Source organism: Pectobacterium fontis (assembly GCF_000803215.1).
In the GTDB taxonomy this organism is placed as follows: domain Bacteria; phylum Pseudomonadota; class Gammaproteobacteria; order Enterobacterales; family Enterobacteriaceae; genus Pectobacterium; species Pectobacterium fontis.
This window is the reverse complement of record NZ_JSXC01000011.1, coordinates 71,685-91,258: the sequence shown is the minus strand read 5'-3', so window position 1 is coordinate 91,258 and position 19,574 is coordinate 71,685. Positions and strand designations below refer to the sequence as shown.

Sequence of the window (19,574 nt, the reverse complement as noted above, 5' to 3'; positions counted from 1 at the left end):
TATCTGGCGTTTTTTGTATTGATGGTTCAATGGATTGATATCACTAAGATATTTATGGCTTTTTATCTGAGATACTGTAAATTTCGTTAAAGAAATCTGCTTTTCTACCGAGATCATTACTGTTTATTACATCGGGATCTTGCTATTTTTAACAGTATTGCAAAAATTGAGTTGTAGTTTTGCTTTCTGGTGTTACTTAATCAGAGGTGGTCTTATCTTATCGAGGGGTCATTTCCTCATTGATAGTTCACCGCCATTGAACTGTAGCTCATTACTGGGGGATCCCAGTAGCGGTCGGTAACAAGGCTAATAGCATGTATTTGCCGCTGTGCTGGCTGGAATGAAGGTCGGGGTATGGTCTTTCCGACGATACTCCACCCTGAAGTACTTCATGTTAAAAAGGAAATCGTAATGAAGAAAACGTTAATCACGCTGGCCGCCGTTCTGGCTATGTCGTCAAACGCGTTTGCTGTTGATGGCGTATCTAGCAGTACTGCTACGGGTACCTCTACCACCACCACTAGCGCTGCGGGTGCCGCGGGTGCTGGTGGTGCTGGCTTTGCTACTGGTACTACTGCCCTGATTGCTGTCGGTACTGCTGCGGCGATCGGTGTTGCTGTTGCAGTTGCTGTTTCCAGCAACGATAACAGCACGCCAGCGACCAATACGACAAGAGGCTGATGTCTCGTTAATCCCAAGGCCACTTCGGTGGCCTTTCTTTTTCCAGGCTGCACTGTTCAACGAGAACTGCATTTCATGACAAAAATAAAACGAATGGCAAAGGTGAGTGTGCTGGTCGCCATGCCTCTTTTATCGGTTGTGCTGACTGGCTGTTCCCAAAATGTGGATCAGGTGGGGAAAACATTCAAACTGGCATTTTTCGGCCAGAATGACACGCATGTAACGGCCAAACAGGTTGCCAATACACCCTATGCCTCGGCTTATCTGAAGGTGGGTAAAGCGCCGCAGGCGTTTGTTGTGCTCGCGTTTGCTGAGCAGAACCAGTTGAAATGGATCGGGGCCGATAAAAATATAGTCGCGACCCAACATGGTCGTTTAGTGAAAACGCAGGGCTTTGGTGAAGATATTGCCTATGTGGATAATCTACAACAGGATCCCCTTACGTTAGGTCTATTGAAGACATCGACGCCAATGACATGGCAGAGCTGGGTTGAATGGTCTCAAGTTTTCCGCGGTGGTTACGAGACCACGTCCGTTTTTCAGGCTCGTGGAAAAGAAACGATAAAAATTCTGGATACCTCGCGTGAACTGTTGCGCTTTGATGAACGAGTGACCGTCCTCGCTTTGAATGAATCTTATACCAATAGCTACTGGCTCGATCCGAGTAATGGAAGTGTGGTGCAAAGCCAGCAGTACATGGGGCCGGGTATGGCATTGGTCACATTCACCGTATTAAAACCCTACGTACAATAAGGGGCTACTATGCTGGCACTTAATCGTATCGCTACCTTGTTGTTGCTAATTTCCGGCGTCGCGACTGCCGCGCAACTGACGGTGAAATCGCCTCAGCAGACGATCGCGGTTGTGAAACTGGACGACGGTACGCGTCTTGAAAAATTTTACGAACAGGTTTCCTGGCCACAGAATATAAACTGGCAAACGGCGTTTATTTCCGATTTCGCGACAACGCAGAAGGTGAGAGCGCAGGGCGATGTCTTGCTGCAAAAGTTGGCGGAGCTGGAAACACGCTGGCGCAATTCGGGTGATGGCGATTTGGCGATCTCAGCCTGGTTACTGAGAAAGACCATCAGTCCGATTAATGTTGCGGGGCGTATTCGCACCGAATTGGATCCTGATCGTGTACGTATCTCTATCCAGAATAACCGCCCTTTGGTGGGAGAGTATGCGTTGTATGTGGCGCCTCATGATGACCATGTTTCTCTGATTGGCCTGGTGAATACCTCCGCTGATGTCGGTGAGTTGGAAACATCGGGGAAAGTGGCGCTACGTGCCGGGTGGTCGGTTGAAAATTACCTTTCTGGACGCCGTTCTCTTGCGGGAGCCGATAATAGCTACGGTTATTTGATAGGGGGAAATGGTCAGTGGCGTAAAGTGCCGTTGGCGCTGTGGAACCGTCAGCATATTGAGCCTGCTGCGGGTGAAACGATCTTTATCGGCTTCGATCCTTCAGTTTTACCTCAGGATATGTCATCACTCAACGATCAGCTTGCTGACTACCTGGCTAACCGGACTCCACTCGAATGACAAAGAACAGAAACGTTAAATTAAGCTGTCTGTCGTTGGCGATTGGCGGCATCCTGAGTGCACAGACAATGGCGGCAGAGCCAGAAAACAGCCGCGCTGTGACAAACCAGAATACGCGTTTTCAGCCTGCTGGCGTATCTCAGACCGATTTCGGCGGTACGGGCTTATTGCAGATGCCGACGGCGCGCATGGCGGATACGGGCGAGTTTAGCCTCAATTACCGCGATAACGAAGAATATCGGCGTTATTCCATATCCCTTCAGCTCTTTGACTGGCTGGAAACCACGGTGCGTTATACTGATACGCGTACGAAGCCATATAGTAATAATGTTGCTTTTAGTGGTGATCAGACGCAAAAAGATAAAGGTTTTGATGTAAAAGCGAGATTGTGGCAGGAAAGTTACTGGATGCCGGATGTGTCGCTGGGGCTGCGTGATATTGCTGGCACGGGGTTGTTCGATAGCGAATATCTGGTAGCAAGTAAACGCATGGGGCCGTTTGATTTCACGTTTGGCCTTGGCTGGGGAAATATGGCCGAGAGCGGCAATATTAAAAACCCCGCCTGTTCATTCAAAGCCAGTTTCTGCCAGCGTAGTACTTCTTTTAAAGCGGGGGGGGGGCAGTTTGAGTTTGAGAATTTTTTCCATGGCTCGGCTGCACTGTTTGGTGGAATTGAGTACCAAACACCGTGGGATCCGCTGCGCTTAAAGCTTGAATATGATGGCAATGACTACAGTAGTGAATTTGCTGGCGCTATTAAGCAGGATTCCCCTTTCAACATTGGTGCGGTCTATCGCGTGGGCGACGCGTTGGATACCACGCTGTCGTGGCAGCGCGGTAATACCCTGATGTGGGGCTTTACCCTGCGTACCAACTTTAACAGCCTGAAACCGAACTATTTAGACGATGCACCACCGGTCTATGCCCCCGTGCAGGATGGCAAAGGCACTAACTGGCAGCTCGTCTCGAAAGAGTTGAGTGATAAGGCGGGATATAAAGACGCCGATATCTACGCGGATCAAAAACAGGTCACCATTGTTGCCGATCAGACAAAGTATCGTGACAGTGAAGAAGCAACGCAACGTGCCGCCACGGTATTGGCAAACCATGTACCGGGTAATATTGATGAATACCATCTTGTTCAGCGCAGCCAGCGTTTACCGATTGCCAGTACGGCTGTGGATGCCAAAGCCTTTAATCAGGTTCAACAGGCTGCCGTTCCGCTGGGTCAACCAGAACCGGAGACGCATCGTAAAGAGCCGGTATCCGATGTGCGTGGTCAGCAGGTACTTTTTGCAGAACCCGATCGCCTGACGTACTCATTAGATCCGACGCTGGTACAGTCTTTCGGTGGTCCTGAATCTTTCTACATGTACCAGATTGCGTTAAAAGGCAACGCTGACTATCGCCTGAGCGATCACTGGAGTGTGGGGGGAACCGCAACGCTGAATTTGGTGAATAACTACGATAAATTCAACTATAAAACACCACCAGCGGATGGGGCGGCGCTACCGCGCGTCAGAACCTGGGTACGTGAATATATCACTTCCTCGGATCTGCTGTTGACCAATCTGCAATTGACTCGCAGAGATAATCCCGCGCAGGACTGGTATACGCAGGTTTACGGTGGCTATCTGGAAATGATGTATGCAGGGGTGGGTTCTGAGGTGCTGTACCGCCCGTTTGGTAAAAGCTGGGCGCTGGGACTGGATGTCAACTATGCCAAGCAGCGTGACTGGAATGACATCATGAGGATGGCCGATTACGATGTGGTGACCGGTCATCTGACCGCATACTGGGAATTGCCGTTTGTGGAAGGTACGGTGGCGAAAGTCAGCGTGGGTCGTTATCTGGCAGGAGATAAAGGCGTGACGCTTGACCTGTCTCGTCGCTTTGACAGCGGGATAGTTGCTGGTGCCTTCGCGACCAAAACCAACGTCAGCGCCGCAGAATATGGTGAAGGGAGCTTTACCAAGGGCTTCTACATCTCTATACCGTTTGATCTGCTGTTCACCGAACCGACGGTGAAACGAGGTTCTGTTGGTTGGGTACCGCTAACGCGCGATGGTGGCCAGATGCTACAGCGTCGTAGCCCGTTGTATGACGTTACCGCTCACTAATCGATCGTAGTTCATTGAGAATGAACAAGCCCGTTATGGTCACCTGCCATGACGGGCTTTTTTGTGCGCATCTGCTTTATCAATAAATCTTCATATTGATAACATAAATAAACTATTTCATTTGGTTATCATTTGTGTGTTGTTCATCTGGAGCCAGAGGCCTGATTTTTGGCATTATATTTATAAATTACTTATTATTTAGTGGGTTGTCGTCAGGTTCTATGGCGGGGTGGTGCATTTTTAAGAAGAAATATTTCATGTAGGCAATGATTGAAATAGTTTCTTCATGGAATATTCACATGGTGAAATTTATTATCTCCTGCCGCAATGGTGAAATAAAAATATAGCCATATATGTTCATGATAGTACTGACAGGAGAGTGTAACCCGATGAATTTGCCTATTTCCGCTGTTATCTCGTTAGTGATGAGTTCTGCCTGGTGCCTCCCTCTGCATGCGGCTGTGCAGGATAATCCCCGTGGCATCTATCAACTGATTCAGGAGAGGATGGTGCTCATGAAAGATGTTGCGGGGTATAAGGCTCGCCAGCATCTGCCAGTTGAAGATCTACAGCAAGAAGAACGTATCTTAAGTAAGGTGCGAGAACAATCTGCGGTTACTGGTTTATCCCCGCAGAGCACACAACTTTTTTTCACTTCATTAATGAATGCCAGCAAAGCTATTCAGTATCGCTATATGGCTGACTGGCTTGCAACACCAGAGAGCGACTGGATGCCTCTGTCGTTGAACAACACGATCAGGCCGATGTTACTGACGATTGACGATCAGCTCCTGATTAGTATTAAACGTTATCTCGCACATGGCGGGCATTTTTCTCCTGAGCAAGAGGTCACGTTTCTCTCTGCGATTAATGTTGAGAATCTGTCACAGAATGACAAGCGCCAGATTTATGCGGCATTGAGTAAAATTGAACCAGACGGTAAATAGTCGAGTGGGAGAAAAGACGCCTTATCGATACTATGTTTGGGGCGTAAACGGCAGGGAAGGCCAGTGGCCTTCCCGTCAAACTGGCGGCAGATGTGATGATAATTGAAAAATACCGAGTAATAATGCCGTACGGGCACTGGCAGATGAGTCTATCAACACGTTATCTTTCCCCTTTATCTCAATAACGTAGGTCATCATGGCAGGTGAGTCTGTAGTAATAAGTGGTATGGAAAACCACGGATAAAATCACTGTGAGTTAACATTTGTGTTACGCTATATTACTTTTACGCTATCTGTTAATTATGTGACAAAATAAATTAAAAAGCGTCTCACTGTTGCTGATACGTCTACCGTTATAATGTTTTTTCTCGCTATTTGTTAGTGAACTGTGTGGGGGTCGTTATGTCAGCCTCGTCGCCGACGTTTTTGATGGTAGATGTACGTCGCTCAGGGCTACGCTTTTCCCAGCGAGTCTACATTCCTCGTATTACTGGTACGATACTGTGCTGTCTTTTTATTTCCTCGGTGCTCATTACCAAACCTGTATCGATGCTGGTGTGGGGGGGGCTGTTTCTTAATGCCCTCGTCTGGCCTCATGTTGCCTATATGCTATCCCGGTGGTCAAGCGACCCTATGGAGTGTGAGAAGCGTAATTTATTGTTTGATGTGATATTTGGCGGTATTTGGATTGGATTGATGGGCGTGAACCTGCTACCCAGCGCGCTGATTGTCGCGATGGTTGGAATGAACAGCACGGCTGGTGGGGGGATAAAACTGTTTGTTCAGGGCATCGTATTACAATGTATTGCCTGTATATTGGTGTTGGTGCTGTTTTCTGTGCCTGTCTCTCTGGATACCACACCGATGCAGCTTTATGCTTGCCTACCGATGTTGCTGATTTACCCGATTTCTCTGGGCTATGTTACCTACACCACCGCGCTGAAACTCGCAGAACACAAGCGTATGTTGATGGAAGTCAGTATTCATGATGGTATGACAAACCTCTATAACCGCCACCACTGGGAACGCTTGCTGAAACACGAATATGATATTTGCCAGCGTTATAGGCGTACGGCGACATTAGTCTTGTTCGATATCGATCACTTTAAAGCCTTTAACGATAATTTTGGACATAACGTCGGCGATCAAGCGATATTGCTGTTGGCGCGTGAACTGACGTCCGGTTTTCGGGAAACGGATGTGATAGGGCGATTCGGGGGTGACGAATTTGCCGTTATTTTGCCCCAGACCCACGCGGGGGATGCCCTGGAGGTGGTGAATCGCATTCGGGAAAGTTTATCACTCAAGTTCCTGAATCAGACGCCGCAATTGGCAGTTTTTGTCAGCGTCGGCATTGCAGAGATTTCATCGGAAATGGAGCAATATATTGACTGGTTAAAAGCGGCGGATATGGCGCTTTATCGGGCGAAAAATAAAGGTCGCCGCCGCACTGAAGTCGCTGAACATATAGGACGCTAGCCTGCATCAGGTGTATGACCGGGTAAGCTCAAAAAACGCAACTCAATCGGGCTGGTCGCAACAGTGTTGGCAACTGTTCAGGATAACACGGCATTCTCTATGAATCGGCTGAATATCAAATAGGTATGAAAATCCCTGACGGGCTTTTCATACCTAAGCATCGGCAAAATGTGAATTACCACATCAAATCATCGGGGACTTTAAAGTCAGCATAAGGATCGTCTTCATCTTGTTCTTCCTGACTCAGCGCGCTGTTTAATACAATACTGTTTGCGTCTCTCTGGGCAATTTTATCGGCTACACTTGCGGGGATTATCGCGTATTCACTTTCGCCACGGTTATCCATAACCAAACGAGCGATGGCAAGACGACCACTAATCAACTGAGCTTGAATTAGCTTATCCACCATTATTTTTTTGATTAAATTATTATCTGTAAAATTAAAACCAATATCACCTTTTGAAATGGTAACTCTATTCATTTCAATCAATTGCTTAACCTGAGCTTTATACTCTTTGGATAAAACAGTTTGTTTTTGTTGTTCGCTTAGCTGTTTATCACGCTCAAGTTGTGCTTTTTTATTTTCTTCTACCGCTTCTCTTGCTTCGCGCGCCTGAACGCGTGATTTTTTAGCCGTTCTTTGGACTTTAGCCATTTTTTTGCTGGTGACTAATCCCGCTTTCAGCATCTGCTCTTGTAAGGTGAGTTTTGTCATCTTCGTATCTAAGCCAGTTGAATAATTTGCGGGATTATACCTGTAATTTTTGAGGCTGTACCAGATTGCAGGATCTGAGCGCGCTAGAGCTTGATTTTGGCGAGAGGTATCAGATACGGTGCCGACATTCTGCTTATGAACGATACAGGGCGTCGGCACAAGGGCAGTCCTGATTTTTTCAGAACTTGAGCAGTTTCACCGTGGTATCCACGTCTATCTCATCTTCTGAGAAGATCAATGTTGTCCCCTGGAAGGTGGTGATAGCCAGTTTTTTTAGTGAGCGCATTTCACCGGATTTAGCAGTAGATTTCGGCCTGATGCTTCCCATTAATATCCCCACAGACAGCACTGTGTTCTCTTTATCAATACGGATATCGGCAGGTACTTCTTCGCTGTAAACCAGGTAAGACTTGATCGAGGAGAGCTTAAGACGCTCGCCCGCGATATAGATGTATTTGCTTTCCGGTACGACTTTCACTGCATAAGCCGACAACCCTTTGGCATTTGTGGTGGGTTCGAAAGTGACCGCCGCATCTTGCTTAATCAACTCGGGATTGGCGACCTTAATCACATGAAAATAACGGTTATCGCCGTTCTCATCTTTGATAAATCCAAAACCTTTATCTTTAAACCAGGTTGTGATCGTTCCGTTCATCGCCATTACCGCCTACTTAATCGTTTATCTACTCAATTTTTGCAGCGCGCAGTGTAAAACACAAGTCTTGTATAGACTACGTCTTTGGTTTAAGTCTTGATGATAAATTTTTGTTATGTAGCGCGGTAGCGGCGCAAAAAAGCGGAGTACCTATATCGATCGCGCGCGAGAGGCATGCCTGATAAACCGTATCAGGAGAAAACGGCAATATCTGTGCTTTTTTGCTCTTCATAGCGAAACATGTCAGCCGTGAGAAAGACCCTACCTCAGCATCGTCAGGGTCTTTAAAAAGCACTGATAAACGGTTGTGGCTTCAGTCTTAGCTTCGGCTCTCTTCAATGTAGCGTGCTAGATCCGCAGGGGTTTTTAGAACGGTAGCGACTTCGGTTGGTGGGATCACACAGCCGTAAACCTCCTGCACTTCCAGCACCAGATCGACCGCTAGAATAGAGTCGAGAATATCGGACTCAATCAGCTCATCGTTAAAGCCCACTTTACGGGATAAGATCTTTTCAAACAGCGCGAGTATTTCTTGTTCCATCATTTTTCCTGGGATAATTAGATCGTACGGGCATGAGTGTCCAGCAGTTTACGGTCAATCTTGCCATTAGGGTTAAGCGGCAACGCTTCTTTGATAATAATTTGGGAAGGCACCATGTAGGGTGGAATCACCTGCGAGAGCGACGTTTTAATCGCTTCGGGCGCTAAGTTCGTCACGCAGAACGCTGCGATACGCAGTACTCCACCGCCTGATTTCATCAGTGGCAGAACAACCGCTTCGCTGATGTCAGATATCGCCAGCAGACGATTTTCAATCTCGTTGATTTCAATACGGTAGCCATTGAGTTTGATCTGGCTGTCATTGCGCCCCTGACAGTATAGCAGCCCGTCTTCGTAGCCCAGATCGCCGGTCCTGTAGCCACGGAACGCTTCGCTTTCCCGATGCAGCAGCTTTTCCGCGTTTTCTTTCGCCAGCCCGAGGTAGCCGCGCATCACGTTTTTGCCCCAAATAATCAGTTCACCGTCAGCGGTAATTTCCATTTTGGAGTTTGGCATCATTGCGCCGACTGGTAGCAGGTCGTTTTCACTGTGTAGGATGTCATCGGTGATTTCGATGACAGTAGTGGCGATGGTCGCTTCCGTTGGGCCATAGGAATTAAGAATTTTGGCGTGCGGGAAGCGGCGGCGTAACTGTTTGACCAGCGCTTTGTTCAGCACTTCACCAATGAACACAAAGACGTTGAGATCGGGTAAATATTCACTGTTGAACTGAGGGGAGAGCAGTTTCTGATAGGCGAAAGATGGGGTTGAAACCCAGACGGAAACACGATTGTCTTTCAAGCGGTCAAGCCAGTTTTCTGCCGCTATATCTTCTTTCGCATTCAGCACGATGTGTCCTCCAGTTGCCAGATTCGCCAGCAGCGGGATCAGGGAGAGGTCGAAGCTGAACACGGCGTGGTTCATTAGCACCGGTGTATCCGGCAGCGCGAAGTCTTCGCGTACCCACTTCATGAAATGCCACAGGCTTTCACGCCCGATCTGTACACCTTTAGGTTTTCCGGTGCTGCCAGAGGTGAACATGATATAGGCGAGATCCTGCTCGACCAGCGCCTGACTTGTCTCACCGGTAGCAATGAACTGTCTGGCTGCCACATCGTAGTAGTAAGGAGCATTGGCCAGATGGCAAATTTCTCTGAGCCGTTCCTGTGGATAGATGCAATCCACAGGAATATACGGAATGTTATTCAACAGGCAGCTATAGATTGCCACGGCAAATTCAGCCTGCTGATGTCCATACAACACAATCGGCGAGCCAACCGACTGCTGGCAGTGCTGATAGCGATGCGACCAATCGATAACGGCGACGGATAGTTGCTGCCAGGTTATCACCTCATCGCTGCCGCTAATCGCCAACTGATTTGGGTTCGCAGGGTCGAGTAATGCCGCCCGGAGGAAATCTTGCAGTTCCTGAAGTTCTGAATAAAGGTTCATAGAGGAGACATTCCGCTAAAAATGTAGAGAGAAGCCGCAGCGCTTGACAGCGTCAGAATGCGACCGATGAACACAATAACCGGATGATGTAGCCAGTTGCTCAGTGCAGGACTGCGTTTGGCTGACCACTGTAGCATGTTATGAGCAACGGAAATGGCGCCAAACAGCGCGCCGCTGATGACATAGTGTCGTTCTAGCCCGTTCCATGCCCCCATACAAAACAGGGTGCAGAAAATGCCAATATTCTGCGCCAGCGTTTTGTTCTGCCGGAAAAAATCGAGCTTCATCAGATTCATATAAATTGGCATAAAGACCACATCCCTCAACCATTCTGACAGGCTGATATGGAAGCGCCGCCAGAAATCCTGTGGATTTTTAGCCAGAATAGGAATGTTAAAATTCGCTGGGATATTCAAGCCAAATAAACGCCCCGAGCCGATAGCCATATTGCTGTAGCCAGCGAAATCAAAGTAAAGATAAGCGCTGTAGGCCAGTGACATCACCACTCCAACGCTTAAGGTAAATGGGCGCTGGTTCCACGACTCAATAACCAGGTTATTGATCAGCATAGCGAATAAAAATTTCTGAATAATGCCGGTAACGATTTGCTCTATGGCGACTAAAAACGACTCACGGGTAAGCGTGAAGACCGGTTTATTTATGTCATTACGCCATGTTCGCCAGCGATACATCGGGCCAGCCAGAATAATAAAAGGCATAAAGAGGTAGCAGAAGTAATGCAGGACGTTCTGGCCATCTTTTTTGCTGCGATAAAGCAGTACATCAATGGCGCGAAAGGTCATAAAGGACAGGCCGATCATGCCCCAGTGGTTGTTGAGGTGTAATTTCACCAAAAACAACGGAACTAACGTCAGACTGACCGCTTGCCAGGTTTTTAACCAACCTTTCTCTTTTAAGGTGACGAGGAGATAAAAGCTCAGGAATACCACCACGGGAACAACGTAATCCCCCTGGAAAATATACCCCCAGCCGAACACCGCCAATACGGAGAAGGCAGATAAATACGTCAGCCGATTACTGAATACGCGATTAACCAGCGCAAACAATAATGCAGATGAAAACAGAAGGAGAAAAAACATTCCGGAGCTGTACATTATTCATCCTTCAGAATTTTTGATATTCAAAATGCACTTTTAAACTCATGCTTTCATCAACAGAGGTCCACGCAACGATGGTGACCGCCAGAAAGAGATAAAGGAAAAAAAGGCGAATGGCGGTTCTCATTATTTAAAACTCTCCGCAATAAATTGATCCATGGCGACCCATGCTGGTTCGGTTGGGTGTAGGCGATCCCAATTCCAACCGTTCTGATAAGGCTGCGCATACATATCAAAATAGCGAACCTGATTTTCTTCCAGCATCGACCGGATCTGACTGTCGATGGGTTGGAATTTTTGGGAGTTATTAATCGCCCACGGATTAATCGGATCAACGATGACGACAAACTGGGTGTTGCGCGCTTTCAGCAATTTGATCGTTGCCCGCAATGCCTCCATCTGCGCCGGAGCGATTGGCGCGTCGTCCCATTCCTCCGGGGTTTGATCGTCTGCAAACACAGACTTATCCATCCACAACGTGTCTGCACTTTGCTGACGAGACTGGTTCAACACATGAGCGTGATTCAACTCATGATGCCAGTCAGGGATCCTGTCGGTGGCAGTCTTCTCAGGCCACGGCTGTGCCGATTGAGGGACAATATCCAGCACCGCCAGCCAGTATTTTTTTATCAGTTCGCAGAAATTAGCAAATTGATAACTTACTTCCTGCCAGATAATTTGCGGTTCCCAACCATAGACTTTCATTTGGCCGAAGGTTAAATGACTTATCTCTTCCTGATCGATGTGTTGTAAGTAATTGACCAAAAAGGGACGTGTCTGTTCGTCATTCATCAGGGGATTAAAAACGGATGCTGGGAAATTATTGGCAAAAATTGCTGGAGGAATGCCATCCGAATAAAAGCTGTCAGGTGCAAGTAATAAAACCACCTTACTGTTAGCGTTAAGGTCATTTTTAAAACGCGAGAGCAGTAAAAAATGCGTGACGCTATCGACGTAACTATCACCATAGGCCACAACTGGGCGACGTAATTGATTATTAAAGTAATTATATATTGCGTAATGTTCATCTTCAGAGGTAGAGACTTCAGACGCTCCGAGAAAGAAAATCGCATTTCCCTGTAAAGCATGGGAAATGGTTGCTATTTTTTCCTTTTGTTCTTTTGGCGTCCCTTCCATGGTTTTAATTAACGGCTGGAATGTGAGGGCTGGATCAATACTTGCCACCAACGGGGGAACACTAAGCAACAGGATGGCGAGGGTAGCCATCAGGATATGTAGGCAGAGAGTATTTTTGATTTTCATTATAAAATAAGGCTACATAATATTTATTGTTTGAAATTTGTGAATTTTTATCTTCACAGTAAATCGATCCCTGTATTTTCGGATTATATACCAGGGTTATCTTCGATGATGAGCGTTGCTGTGTAACGGTATGTACAGTGTTTATCTCCGTCACATAATAAGGTGACTCGCTCCACGCGATTGAGACGGAAAGCGGGAGGAATTCTAATCTTATCCAGCAAAAGCCATGCTAACAGCGGCTCACGTCATCTGAACGGGAAATGAGCTGACTGTCGGAAATGCTCGTCTCAAACGGCACTTGGCTGACGCGCTGACTTTTCTCCAAACTGACGAGACATGATTTTGTAAGTGATTGAAATTAATGTTTTTTTAAAAAATCAGGCGGAGTTTAGCATCAACGCGATGTGTCGTGTGCTGCGGGTATGTCTGGTGCTGAGTATTGGCTTATAGCCGCGGCGGTTGTCGCTGAACACGCGGCCGTTGTTGCGTGATAATCACTGATTTTCATTACCGCACCCATTAAGACACCTGTTGTGACTGGGTTTGGGTTGAGTCGTTGGTAAGTGTTTGAAAAGTATGGTACGCCCTGTAGGATTCGAACCTACGACCTACGGCTTAGAAGGCCGTTGCTCTATCCAACTGAGCTAAGGGCGCATTGCGCAAAGAAGAAGTGACTGCTGATTGATAACAGTGGGCTGGATTATACCCACACGTCTCAGTGAGTCAACGGGTTGGCGCTGGATTTACGCTATACGATGAATCCCTGTACAACTTTGCTGAATGTCGCTTTTGGAATGTGTTTTTTTTGCACAATGGTGAGAACAATTGGCATAAACGATGTGGAACGATGAATGTTTCAATTTTATCTGCGAGACGCATTCAGTAATTCTTTTCAAGTTATGATCGGGCGTATTCTGTATCTTACGCTGTTGATACACTATGTTCGCATTCGTGGGGTTTTGGATGAATGTGGGCTGTTTTCACGCGTCGGGCTTGTCGCTCGGGTATTTGTGAATCCGCTATTTTGTCGAACTTTGGAACCTTTTGATTTATGAACATTTTTTCATCCGCATTCTTGCGCGTTTTTCTACTGGCGATGTTGGTGCTGCCCGCTGGGTATGCATCGGCGGCGAGTGCGGCTTCTGATCCCGACCCACAGCCTGCACAGACAGATACGCCAGTAAAAATTAATGTTGATGCGGAGTTGATCAAACTGCAAAAACAGTTAGATAACATCAAGCAGCAGGTTTCAGGTACAAATAACGATAGCAAGTTTGGCGCGTTGAATGACACCACGCAGGAATTGGTGAATAACGCCAATGAGCTTTCTAATGCTGTTGCGCCGTTACGGGCACAAATTCAGGCTCAGTTGGATGTATTGGGCCCCGCGCCAGAAGCCAACTCTGGTCTTAATGAAACCAGTGAAGTGACGCGTAAGCGCAATAGTCTGAATGCACAAAAAGCCAAAATGGATGCACAGATTGAGCAGATTCAGGCGTTACGTACGAGTGCGGCTAATCTGTCGGCACAAATAGTTACACTGCGTCGTAATGCGCTGAAAACGCAACTGGCATTGAACTCCGGCAGTATTCTGGGGGGGCGTTTCTGGGCACCGATTGTGACTCCGCAAGCAGAAGATGTTCGTCGCCTCAGTGTCTTTCAGGGGCAATTAAGTGATGCCTTTGCCGTGGCCTGGGAGCCGGACTGGCGCTACGGTTCCGCATTTCTGATTCTGATAGCCATTATCATGAGTTCGGCAGGTCGTCGGTATCTGGAGAAGTATCTTGCCTGGGCCGGTATTCACTGGCTGCCGGAAGGCCGCTTGCGGCGGAGTTTTCTGGCGACGGCGTCGGTTATTTCAACCGTGGTTACGATCGGCATTGCGGCGAACCTGATCGATTTTACCTTTACGCGCCACGGAGGATCTTCAGAACGCGTGGTGTCGTTCCTTGATGCATTGGTAAGGCAGGCCATTTTCTGTTCGATGATTGCCGGGTTAGGGCGAGCATTCCTGTCAAATCAGCGCCCTTCATGGCGTTTGCCTGCAATTGCGAATCCTGTTGCAAAAGCGATGAAGCCGTTCCCTGTGGTTGCTGCGGGGATTATCCTGATCTTCGGCTTTATTGAGCAAGTGACGGTAACGGTGGGGACATCGGTTGCGGCAACGATAATGGTTAACGGTTTATCTGCATTGTTCTTAGCGTTCACGGCGGGGACGATAACGCTGAAAAGCGATCAGATTCGTCGGCAGATGGTGCATTCAGGAGAGCAACCGGAAGCGCGTTCCACATTATCCGGCGTGATTCATCTTGCGGTGTTAGCGACGGCGTTCTCTATTCTGGTGTCACTGGTCATTGGTTATATTTCGCTGGCTCGTTTTCTGGCGTTCGAGTTGGTATGGATTGGCATGGTGTTTTCCTGCCTGTATTTGTTCTCAACGTTTATTGCTGATATCTGCGAAAGTCTTTTCTCTCCCAATAATGCCAGCGGCAAGCGAATGAAAAATTCGCTTAATCTGGACGACAGGCACTTGGCTCAGGCCACATTGATCCTATCTGCTAGCGGTAAGGTCTTGTTAATTTTAATGGCAGCCGTTGCCTTACTTAACGGCACATTTGGAACGACAACACCTCTTGAGCTTGTGCAAAAGGCTGTTGAAATTTGGGGCGGAAAAGGGTTGGAAACCCTCAGTATTGTACCGGCACATCTGGTTAATGCGGTGCTCTTTCTGGTCGTGGGTATTTATGTTTTACGCTCATCAAAACGTTGGTTGGAAGACGAGTTTCTTCCTAAAACAACGCTAGAGCGCGGGATTCGAGCATCATTGGTGACGTTGTTTAGCAACATCGGCTATATCCTGATTATCTTACTGACATTAGCGACATTGGGGATTCAGTGGAATAAGCTGGCGTGGATTGTCAGTGCGCTGTCGGTGGGGATCGGTTTTGGTTTACAGGAGATAGTAAAGAATTTTATCTCGGGTCTGATTTTGCTGACGGAACGCCCGGTGAAAGTCGGGGATTCGGTCAGTATCAGCGGTGTTGAAGGGGATATCCGCCGAATTAACGTGAGGGCGACAGAAATTCAGTTGGGCGACCGTTCTACGGTGATCGTGCCGAACTCGCAATTTATTTCACAGAACGTACGTAATATTACGATGGGAAACCCATTTGGGGTCGCGACGCTGGCGCTGACATTCCCGTTAGATATTGATCCTGAAGAAGTCCGAACGTTGTTATTGGATGCGTATATCAATCATGATGCCATTCTGGAATCACCCGCACCGTCAGTGAAATTCAGCCAGTTGACTCCGACAGGCATGGTGCTGAGCGTGAAGGGCTACGTCAATAGCCCGAGAATGGTGTCAGATGCGAAGAGCGATCTGCTGTTTGAGATCATCAAACGATTGCGGGCATCCAATATTCCTTTGGCTGTACCGCAGAAAATGGTGCTGGAAAATTCGGGCGTAGCGTTATCTGATAGCGTCTCGGGCGAGGATAAATAATCGGTTCAGTCATCCGTTATCCATTCTCGAACGGGTAACGGATGAAACCAAGCTGTGCTCATAGGAGGTTGAACACGGCTATTTTCCCTGTTGGCTAATCATATCGAGATAGATTTCGCGTAATCGAAGAGTCACCTGACCCGGTTTACCATCACCGATCGTTTTTCCATCCAGCGCCACGACGGGGAGAACGAGCATCGTGGCTGACGTGACAAAAATTTCTTTAGCGTGATAGGCCTCTTCCGGTGTGAAGCAGCGTTCTTCCAGCGTAATCCCCTCTTTTTCTGCCAGCTTGAGCAGTGACTGACGAGTAATGCCGTGCAGAATATCGTTGCTGAGCGGGCGGGTTACCACGGTGTTGTCATGCAGAACGATATAGCAGTTGCAGGAACTGCCTTCGGTAACGAAACCATTTTCGACAAAGAAGGCGTCGTCGGCCTGATTTGCATGGGCATATTCTTTCGCCAGACTGGCAGCGAGCAGGCTGACGGTTTTGATATCCCGACGATGCCAGCGGATATCCTCAGTGGTAACAACATGCAGGCCGGTTGTGGCTTTAGGGTTACCGACCAGCGAACGTGCCTGAGTGAATACAACCAGCGTGGATTTGACGTCAGCAGTAGGGAAATAAAAATCACGATCGCCGGCATTACCGCGGCTAAGTTGTAAATAGATCGCGCCTTCTTTCAGTCCATTTTTACGGATTAGCGCTTCGTGAATGTTTTTGAGTGCCTCTGATGTCACGGGCAACGTGAGTGAGAGTTCGCGGCAGGAGCGTTGCAGGCGAGAGATGTGATCGGGTAAATCAACCAATTTACCATCGATGACAGCCGTGACTTCATAAACGGCATCGGCAAACAGGAAACCACGGTCAAATACAGAGATTTTTGCTTCATTTTCTTCCAGATACTGTCCATCAACATAAACAAGACGTTGCATCACAACACTCCTTACTAGTTGTTCAATGCAGGTTAACGCACGTTAACCCCACAATAATGCGTCGGGCGGTAATATTTCGCTACCGTTATAGTGCAACCCGTTAGTGCGATCGCGCTGCAAAAGCAGTGGACCGTCCAGATCGACCACGGCGGCACCCTGCGCCACGACAAATGCGGGTGCCATTGAGAGCGATGTACTCACCATGCAACCGACCATAATTTTTAAGCCTTGTTCCTGTGCGTACTTTCGCAGGCGCAACGCTTCAGTAAGACCGCCGGTTTTATCCAGCTTGATATTGATCATGTCATAGCGCCCGGCGATGGTGGCCAGTGACTGGCTGCTATGACAAGATTCATCGGCACAGACGGGAATAGGGCGGGGCAACGTGGCCAGCATCTCATCGTTGCCTGCCGGGAAAGGTTGCTCGATCATCGTTACGCCAAGCGCCGCGAGTTCAGGAACCAGTGTCAGATAGCGTTCGATATCCCATCCCTCATTGGCGTCCACAATCAGGCGTGCTAATGGCGCGCCTCCGCGAACCGCGGCGACTCTGGCCAGATCATCTGCACCCGCCAGTTTTAATTTGAGAAGAGGGCGATTGGCATTGCGTAGCGCTGCTTGTCGCATCTGGTCTGGCGTATCGAGCGATAGTGTATAGGCGGTCTCCAACGCCGCTGGTGACGGGAGGTTCAGGCGCTGCCAAATGCGCTGCTGATGCTGTTTACACTCGAGATCCCAGAATGCACAGTCGATCGCGTTACGTGCTGCGCCTGCGGGAAGGATGCTTTGCAATGCTTCTCGATCTAAACCGTTGCGGAAGTCGCTGTGCAGTGAGGCAAGTTGCGCGATTACGCTATCGAGCGATTCACCGTAGCGTCCATAAGGGACGCACTCGCCATGACCCGTCACGTTATCGGACTGGAGTGCAACGACAACGACATCGGCTTGACGCTTGCTTCCGCGTGAAATGGTAAAGGCGCCCTCTATTGGCCAGCTTTCGGTGAAATATCGCATCTCGATCATAAATGTACTCTTAGGGATGATCTGTCCAGTCTCAGAGCGGGGCGTCAGTGTAATGCTTATTCTGCTACATATTCTCCATTTTTCGCGATCTTCATAAGAAATAAGCGTGACTTAATATTGCGCTGGAAAAATTTATCGGCACGGTATCGACAGCGCGAATTATCTGAGATAGCTTGAATAGATTCATCATACTTCAGTCGCATGTGCCCTTGTGGCTAATGACAGCGGTGTTCAACGAAAACGGCTTTCCTGCGATTTGAAGGATGTTGAATAGAGTGCTTTTTTACAGGCACTACGTCGCTCGGACGGTCCGGGCGCTCACGTTAATTTGAGGATGCTATGGCTGATTCTACGTCTCCGCGCCGTTTTACGCGCATCGATCGTCTCCCCCCGTATGTATTTAATATCACTGCTGAATTAAAAATGGCTGCGCGTCGTCGCGGTGAGGATATTATTGATTTCAGCATGGGTAATCCTGACGGTCCAACACCTCCTCATATCGTGGAAAAACTTTGTACGGTTGCACAGCGTGAAGACACGCATGGTTATTCGACATCCCGAGGTATTCCTCGCTTACGTCGTGCAATTTCCCGCTGGTATGCCGATCGCTACGAAGTTGATATCGATCCTGAAAGCGAAGCTATCGTCACGATTGGTTCTAAAGAGGGGCTGGCACACCTGATGCTGGCAACGCTGGATCACGGGGATACGGTACTGGTGCCGAACCCGAGTTATCCCATTCATATCTATGGTGCCGTGATTGCGGGCGCACAGGTACGTTCTGTGCCATTGGTGGAAGGCGTCGATTTCTTCAATGAATTAGAACGCGCGATCCGCGAGAGTATTCCGAAGCCGAAAATGATGATTCTCGGCTTCCCGTCGAATCCGACAGCACAGTGCGTCGAGTTGGATTTCTTTGAACGCGTTGTTGAGTTGGCGAAACAGTATGGCGTATTGGTGATCCATGATTTGGCCTATGCCGATATCGTTTACGATGGCTGGAAGGCACCGTCGATCATGCAAGTGCCTGGCGCGAAGGACATCGCGGTAGAATTCTTCACGCTGTCAAAAAGCTACAATATGGCAGGCTGGCGTATTGGCTTTATGGTCGGAAACCCGGAGCTGGTCAGCGCGCTGGCGCGGATTAAGAGCTACCACGATTACGGTACATTTACACCGTTGCAGGTTGCGGCGATCGCGGCGTTAGAAGGCGATCAGCAATGTGTGCGGGATATTGCCGAGCAATATCGGCAGCGCCGTAACGTTTTGGTGCGCGGTCTGCATGAAGCGGGGTGGATGGTTGATGAACCGAAAGCGTCCATGTATGTCTGGGCAAAAATTCCTGACGCCTATGCACACCTAGGGTCGCTGGAGTTTGCTAAGCGTCTGCTGTCGGAAGCGAAAGTTTGCGTTTCCCCCGGCATTGGTTTTGGCGATTATGGCGATACCCATGTTCGTTTTGCCTTAATTGAAAACCAGGATCGTATTCGACAGGCAGTACGCGGCATTAAGACCATGTTCCGCGCTGACGGTATTTTGCCGACCGCTAAATCCTTATCGGGTAAGGGCAGTGCTGCCTGATATCCTCGGCT

The 19,574-nt window shown here is 48.3% G+C and carries 16 protein-coding genes and 1 tRNA gene; 8 read left to right on the top strand and 9 right to left on the bottom strand.

Features of this window, described 5'->3' with window-relative positions; translation table 11 throughout:
• Positions 1-411 precede the first annotated feature (411 nt).
• From OI69_RS03230 to OI69_RS03205, 6 genes are all read left to right on the top strand, one after another.
• The gene (locus tag OI69_RS03230; protein WP_039346072.1) at positions 412-681 is read left to right on the top strand and encodes a hypothetical protein; all 270 of its coding nucleotides are present in this window, start codon (positions 412-414) and stop codon (positions 679-681) included.
• A gap of 75 nt (positions 682-756) precedes the next feature.
• The gene (locus OI69_RS03225; RefSeq protein WP_039346070.1) at positions 757-1,434 is read left to right on the top strand and encodes a YjbF family lipoprotein; all 678 of its coding nucleotides are present in this window, start codon (positions 757-759) and stop codon (positions 1,432-1,434) included.
• A gap of 9 nt (positions 1,435-1,443) precedes the next feature.
• Positions 1,444-2,226, top strand: coding sequence for a capsule biosynthesis GfcC family protein (locus OI69_RS03220; protein WP_039346067.1), 783 nt, complete (start codon positions 1,444-1,446; stop codon positions 2,224-2,226).
• On the top strand, positions 2,223-4,346 hold the full coding sequence (locus OI69_RS03215) for a YjbH domain-containing protein (RefSeq protein ID WP_039346065.1): 2,124 nt from the start codon (positions 2,223-2,225) through the stop codon (positions 4,344-4,346). The genes OI69_RS03220 and OI69_RS03215 overlap by 4 nt, the downstream gene beginning before the upstream one ends.
• 389 nt (positions 4,347-4,735) lie before the next feature.
• Positions 4,736-5,293, top strand: a complete 558-nt coding sequence (locus tag OI69_RS03210; RefSeq protein WP_039346063.1) for a chorismate mutase — start codon at positions 4,736-4,738, stop codon at positions 5,291-5,293.
• Positions 5,294-5,695: 402 nt separating this feature from the next.
• Positions 5,696-6,772: a diguanylate cyclase gene (locus OI69_RS03205; protein WP_039346061.1), complete on the top strand. Its 1,077-nt coding sequence runs from the start codon at positions 5,696-5,698 to the stop codon at positions 6,770-6,772.
• A 175-nt stretch (positions 6,773-6,947) separates the two neighbouring features.
• Here the strand turns inward: OI69_RS03205 and OI69_RS03200 are convergent, their stop codons facing one another.
• The 7 genes from OI69_RS03200 to OI69_RS03170 form a co-directional block, all read right to left on the bottom strand.
• Positions 6,948-7,487, bottom strand: coding sequence for a DUF2058 domain-containing protein (locus OI69_RS03200; RefSeq protein WP_039346258.1), 540 nt, complete (start codon positions 7,485-7,487; stop codon positions 6,948-6,950).
• A 178-nt stretch (positions 7,488-7,665) separates the two neighbouring features.
• Positions 7,666-8,148, bottom strand: coding sequence for a cold-shock protein (locus tag OI69_RS03195; RefSeq protein ID WP_039346058.1), 483 nt, complete (start codon positions 8,146-8,148; stop codon positions 7,666-7,668).
• Positions 8,149-8,461: 313 nt separating this feature from the next.
• Entirely contained in the window at positions 8,462-8,683 is a 222-nt protein-coding gene (locus OI69_RS03190; protein ID WP_039346057.1) for an acyl carrier protein, read from the bottom strand.
• Positions 8,684-8,700: 17 nt separating this feature from the next.
• Positions 8,701-10,134 (bottom strand): AMP-binding protein, encoded by a 1,434-nt coding sequence (locus OI69_RS03185; protein WP_039346056.1) that lies wholly within the window; start codon positions 10,132-10,134, stop codon positions 8,701-8,703.
• Positions 10,131-11,249, bottom strand: a complete 1,119-nt coding sequence (locus OI69_RS03180) for a membrane-bound O-acyltransferase family protein (RefSeq protein WP_039346055.1) — start codon at positions 11,247-11,249, stop codon at positions 10,131-10,133. Before OI69_RS03180 ends, OI69_RS03185 begins: the two co-directional genes overlap by 4 nt.
• 129 nt (positions 11,250-11,378) lie before the next feature.
• On the bottom strand, positions 11,379-12,515 hold the full coding sequence (locus OI69_RS03175) for a D-alanyl-lipoteichoic acid biosynthesis protein DltD (RefSeq protein ID WP_039346053.1): 1,137 nt from the start codon (positions 12,513-12,515) through the stop codon (positions 11,379-11,381).
• A gap of 577 nt (positions 12,516-13,092) precedes the next feature.
• Positions 13,093-13,169, bottom strand: a tRNA-Arg gene (locus OI69_RS03170).
• 397 nt (positions 13,170-13,566) lie between these two features.
• On the opposite strand from OI69_RS03170, the gene OI69_RS03160 reads away from it, so the two are divergent.
• Positions 13,567-16,020: a DUF3772 domain-containing protein gene (locus OI69_RS03160; RefSeq protein ID WP_039346049.1), complete on the top strand. Its 2,454-nt coding sequence runs from the start codon at positions 13,567-13,569 to the stop codon at positions 16,018-16,020.
• A 78-nt stretch (positions 16,021-16,098) separates the two neighbouring features.
• Here OI69_RS03160 and OI69_RS03155 read toward each other — a convergent pair whose 3' ends face one another.
• Both OI69_RS03155 and dgcA read right to left on the bottom strand, forming a co-directional pair.
• The gene (locus tag OI69_RS03155; RefSeq protein WP_039346046.1) at positions 16,099-16,959 is read right to left on the bottom strand and encodes a D-amino-acid transaminase; all 861 of its coding nucleotides are present in this window, start codon (positions 16,957-16,959) and stop codon (positions 16,099-16,101) included.
• Positions 16,960-17,001: 42 nt separating this feature from the next.
• Positions 17,002-17,982: an N-acetyl-D-Glu racemase DgcA gene (gene dgcA / locus OI69_RS03150; protein WP_039346045.1), complete on the bottom strand. Its 981-nt coding sequence runs from the start codon at positions 17,980-17,982 to the stop codon at positions 17,002-17,004.
• A 339-nt stretch (positions 17,983-18,321) separates the two neighbouring features.
• On the opposite strand from dgcA, the gene alaC reads away from it, so the two are divergent.
• Positions 18,322-19,563: an alanine transaminase gene (gene alaC, locus OI69_RS03145; protein ID WP_039346044.1), complete on the top strand. Its 1,242-nt coding sequence runs from the start codon at positions 18,322-18,324 to the stop codon at positions 19,561-19,563.
• The last annotated feature ends 11 nt before the right edge of the window (positions 19,564-19,574 follow it).

What these genes read in the sequence shown, in the direction of transcription:
- OI69_RS03230 (WP_039346072.1), top strand. Translation starts at nt 412, where the DNA reads ATGAAGAAAACGTTAATCACGCTGGCCGCCGTTCTGGCTATGTCGTCA.
- OI69_RS03225 (WP_039346070.1), top strand. Translation starts at nt 757, where the DNA reads ATGACAAAAATAAAACGAATGGCAAAGGTGAGTGTGCTGGTCGCCATG.
- OI69_RS03220 (WP_039346067.1), top strand. Translation starts at nt 1,444, where the DNA reads ATGCTGGCACTTAATCGTATCGCTACCTTGTTGTTGCTAATTTCCGGC.
- OI69_RS03215 (WP_039346065.1), top strand. Translation starts at nt 2,223, where the DNA reads ATGACAAAGAACAGAAACGTTAAATTAAGCTGTCTGTCGTTGGCGATT.
- OI69_RS03210 (WP_039346063.1), top strand. Translation starts at nt 4,736, where the DNA reads ATGAATTTGCCTATTTCCGCTGTTATCTCGTTAGTGATGAGTTCTGCC.
- OI69_RS03205 (WP_039346061.1), top strand. Translation starts at nt 5,696, where the DNA reads ATGTCAGCCTCGTCGCCGACGTTTTTGATGGTAGATGTACGTCGCTCA.
- OI69_RS03200 (WP_039346258.1), bottom strand. Translation starts at nt 7,487, where the DNA reads ATGACAAAACTCACCTTACAAGAGCAGATGCTGAAAGCGGGATTAGTC.
- OI69_RS03195 (WP_039346058.1), bottom strand. Translation starts at nt 8,148, where the DNA reads ATGGCGATGAACGGAACGATCACAACCTGGTTTAAAGATAAAGGTTTT.
- OI69_RS03190 (WP_039346057.1), bottom strand. Translation starts at nt 8,683, where the DNA reads ATGGAACAAGAAATACTCGCGCTGTTTGAAAAGATCTTATCCCGTAAA.
- OI69_RS03185 (WP_039346056.1), bottom strand. Translation starts at nt 10,134, where the DNA reads ATGAACCTTTATTCAGAACTTCAGGAACTGCAAGATTTCCTCCGGGCG.
- OI69_RS03180 (WP_039346055.1), bottom strand. Translation starts at nt 11,249, where the DNA reads ATGTACAGCTCCGGAATGTTTTTTCTCCTTCTGTTTTCATCTGCATTA.
- OI69_RS03175 (WP_039346053.1), bottom strand. Translation starts at nt 12,515, where the DNA reads ATGAAAATCAAAAATACTCTCTGCCTACATATCCTGATGGCTACCCTC.
- OI69_RS03160 (WP_039346049.1), top strand. Translation starts at nt 13,567, where the DNA reads ATGAACATTTTTTCATCCGCATTCTTGCGCGTTTTTCTACTGGCGATG.
- OI69_RS03155 (WP_039346046.1), bottom strand. Translation starts at nt 16,959, where the DNA reads ATGCAACGTCTTGTTTATGTTGATGGACAGTATCTGGAAGAAAATGAA.
- dgcA (WP_039346045.1), bottom strand. Translation starts at nt 17,982, where the DNA reads ATGATCGAGATGCGATATTTCACCGAAAGCTGGCCAATAGAGGGCGCC.
- alaC (WP_039346044.1), top strand. Translation starts at nt 18,322, where the DNA reads ATGGCTGATTCTACGTCTCCGCGCCGTTTTACGCGCATCGATCGTCTC.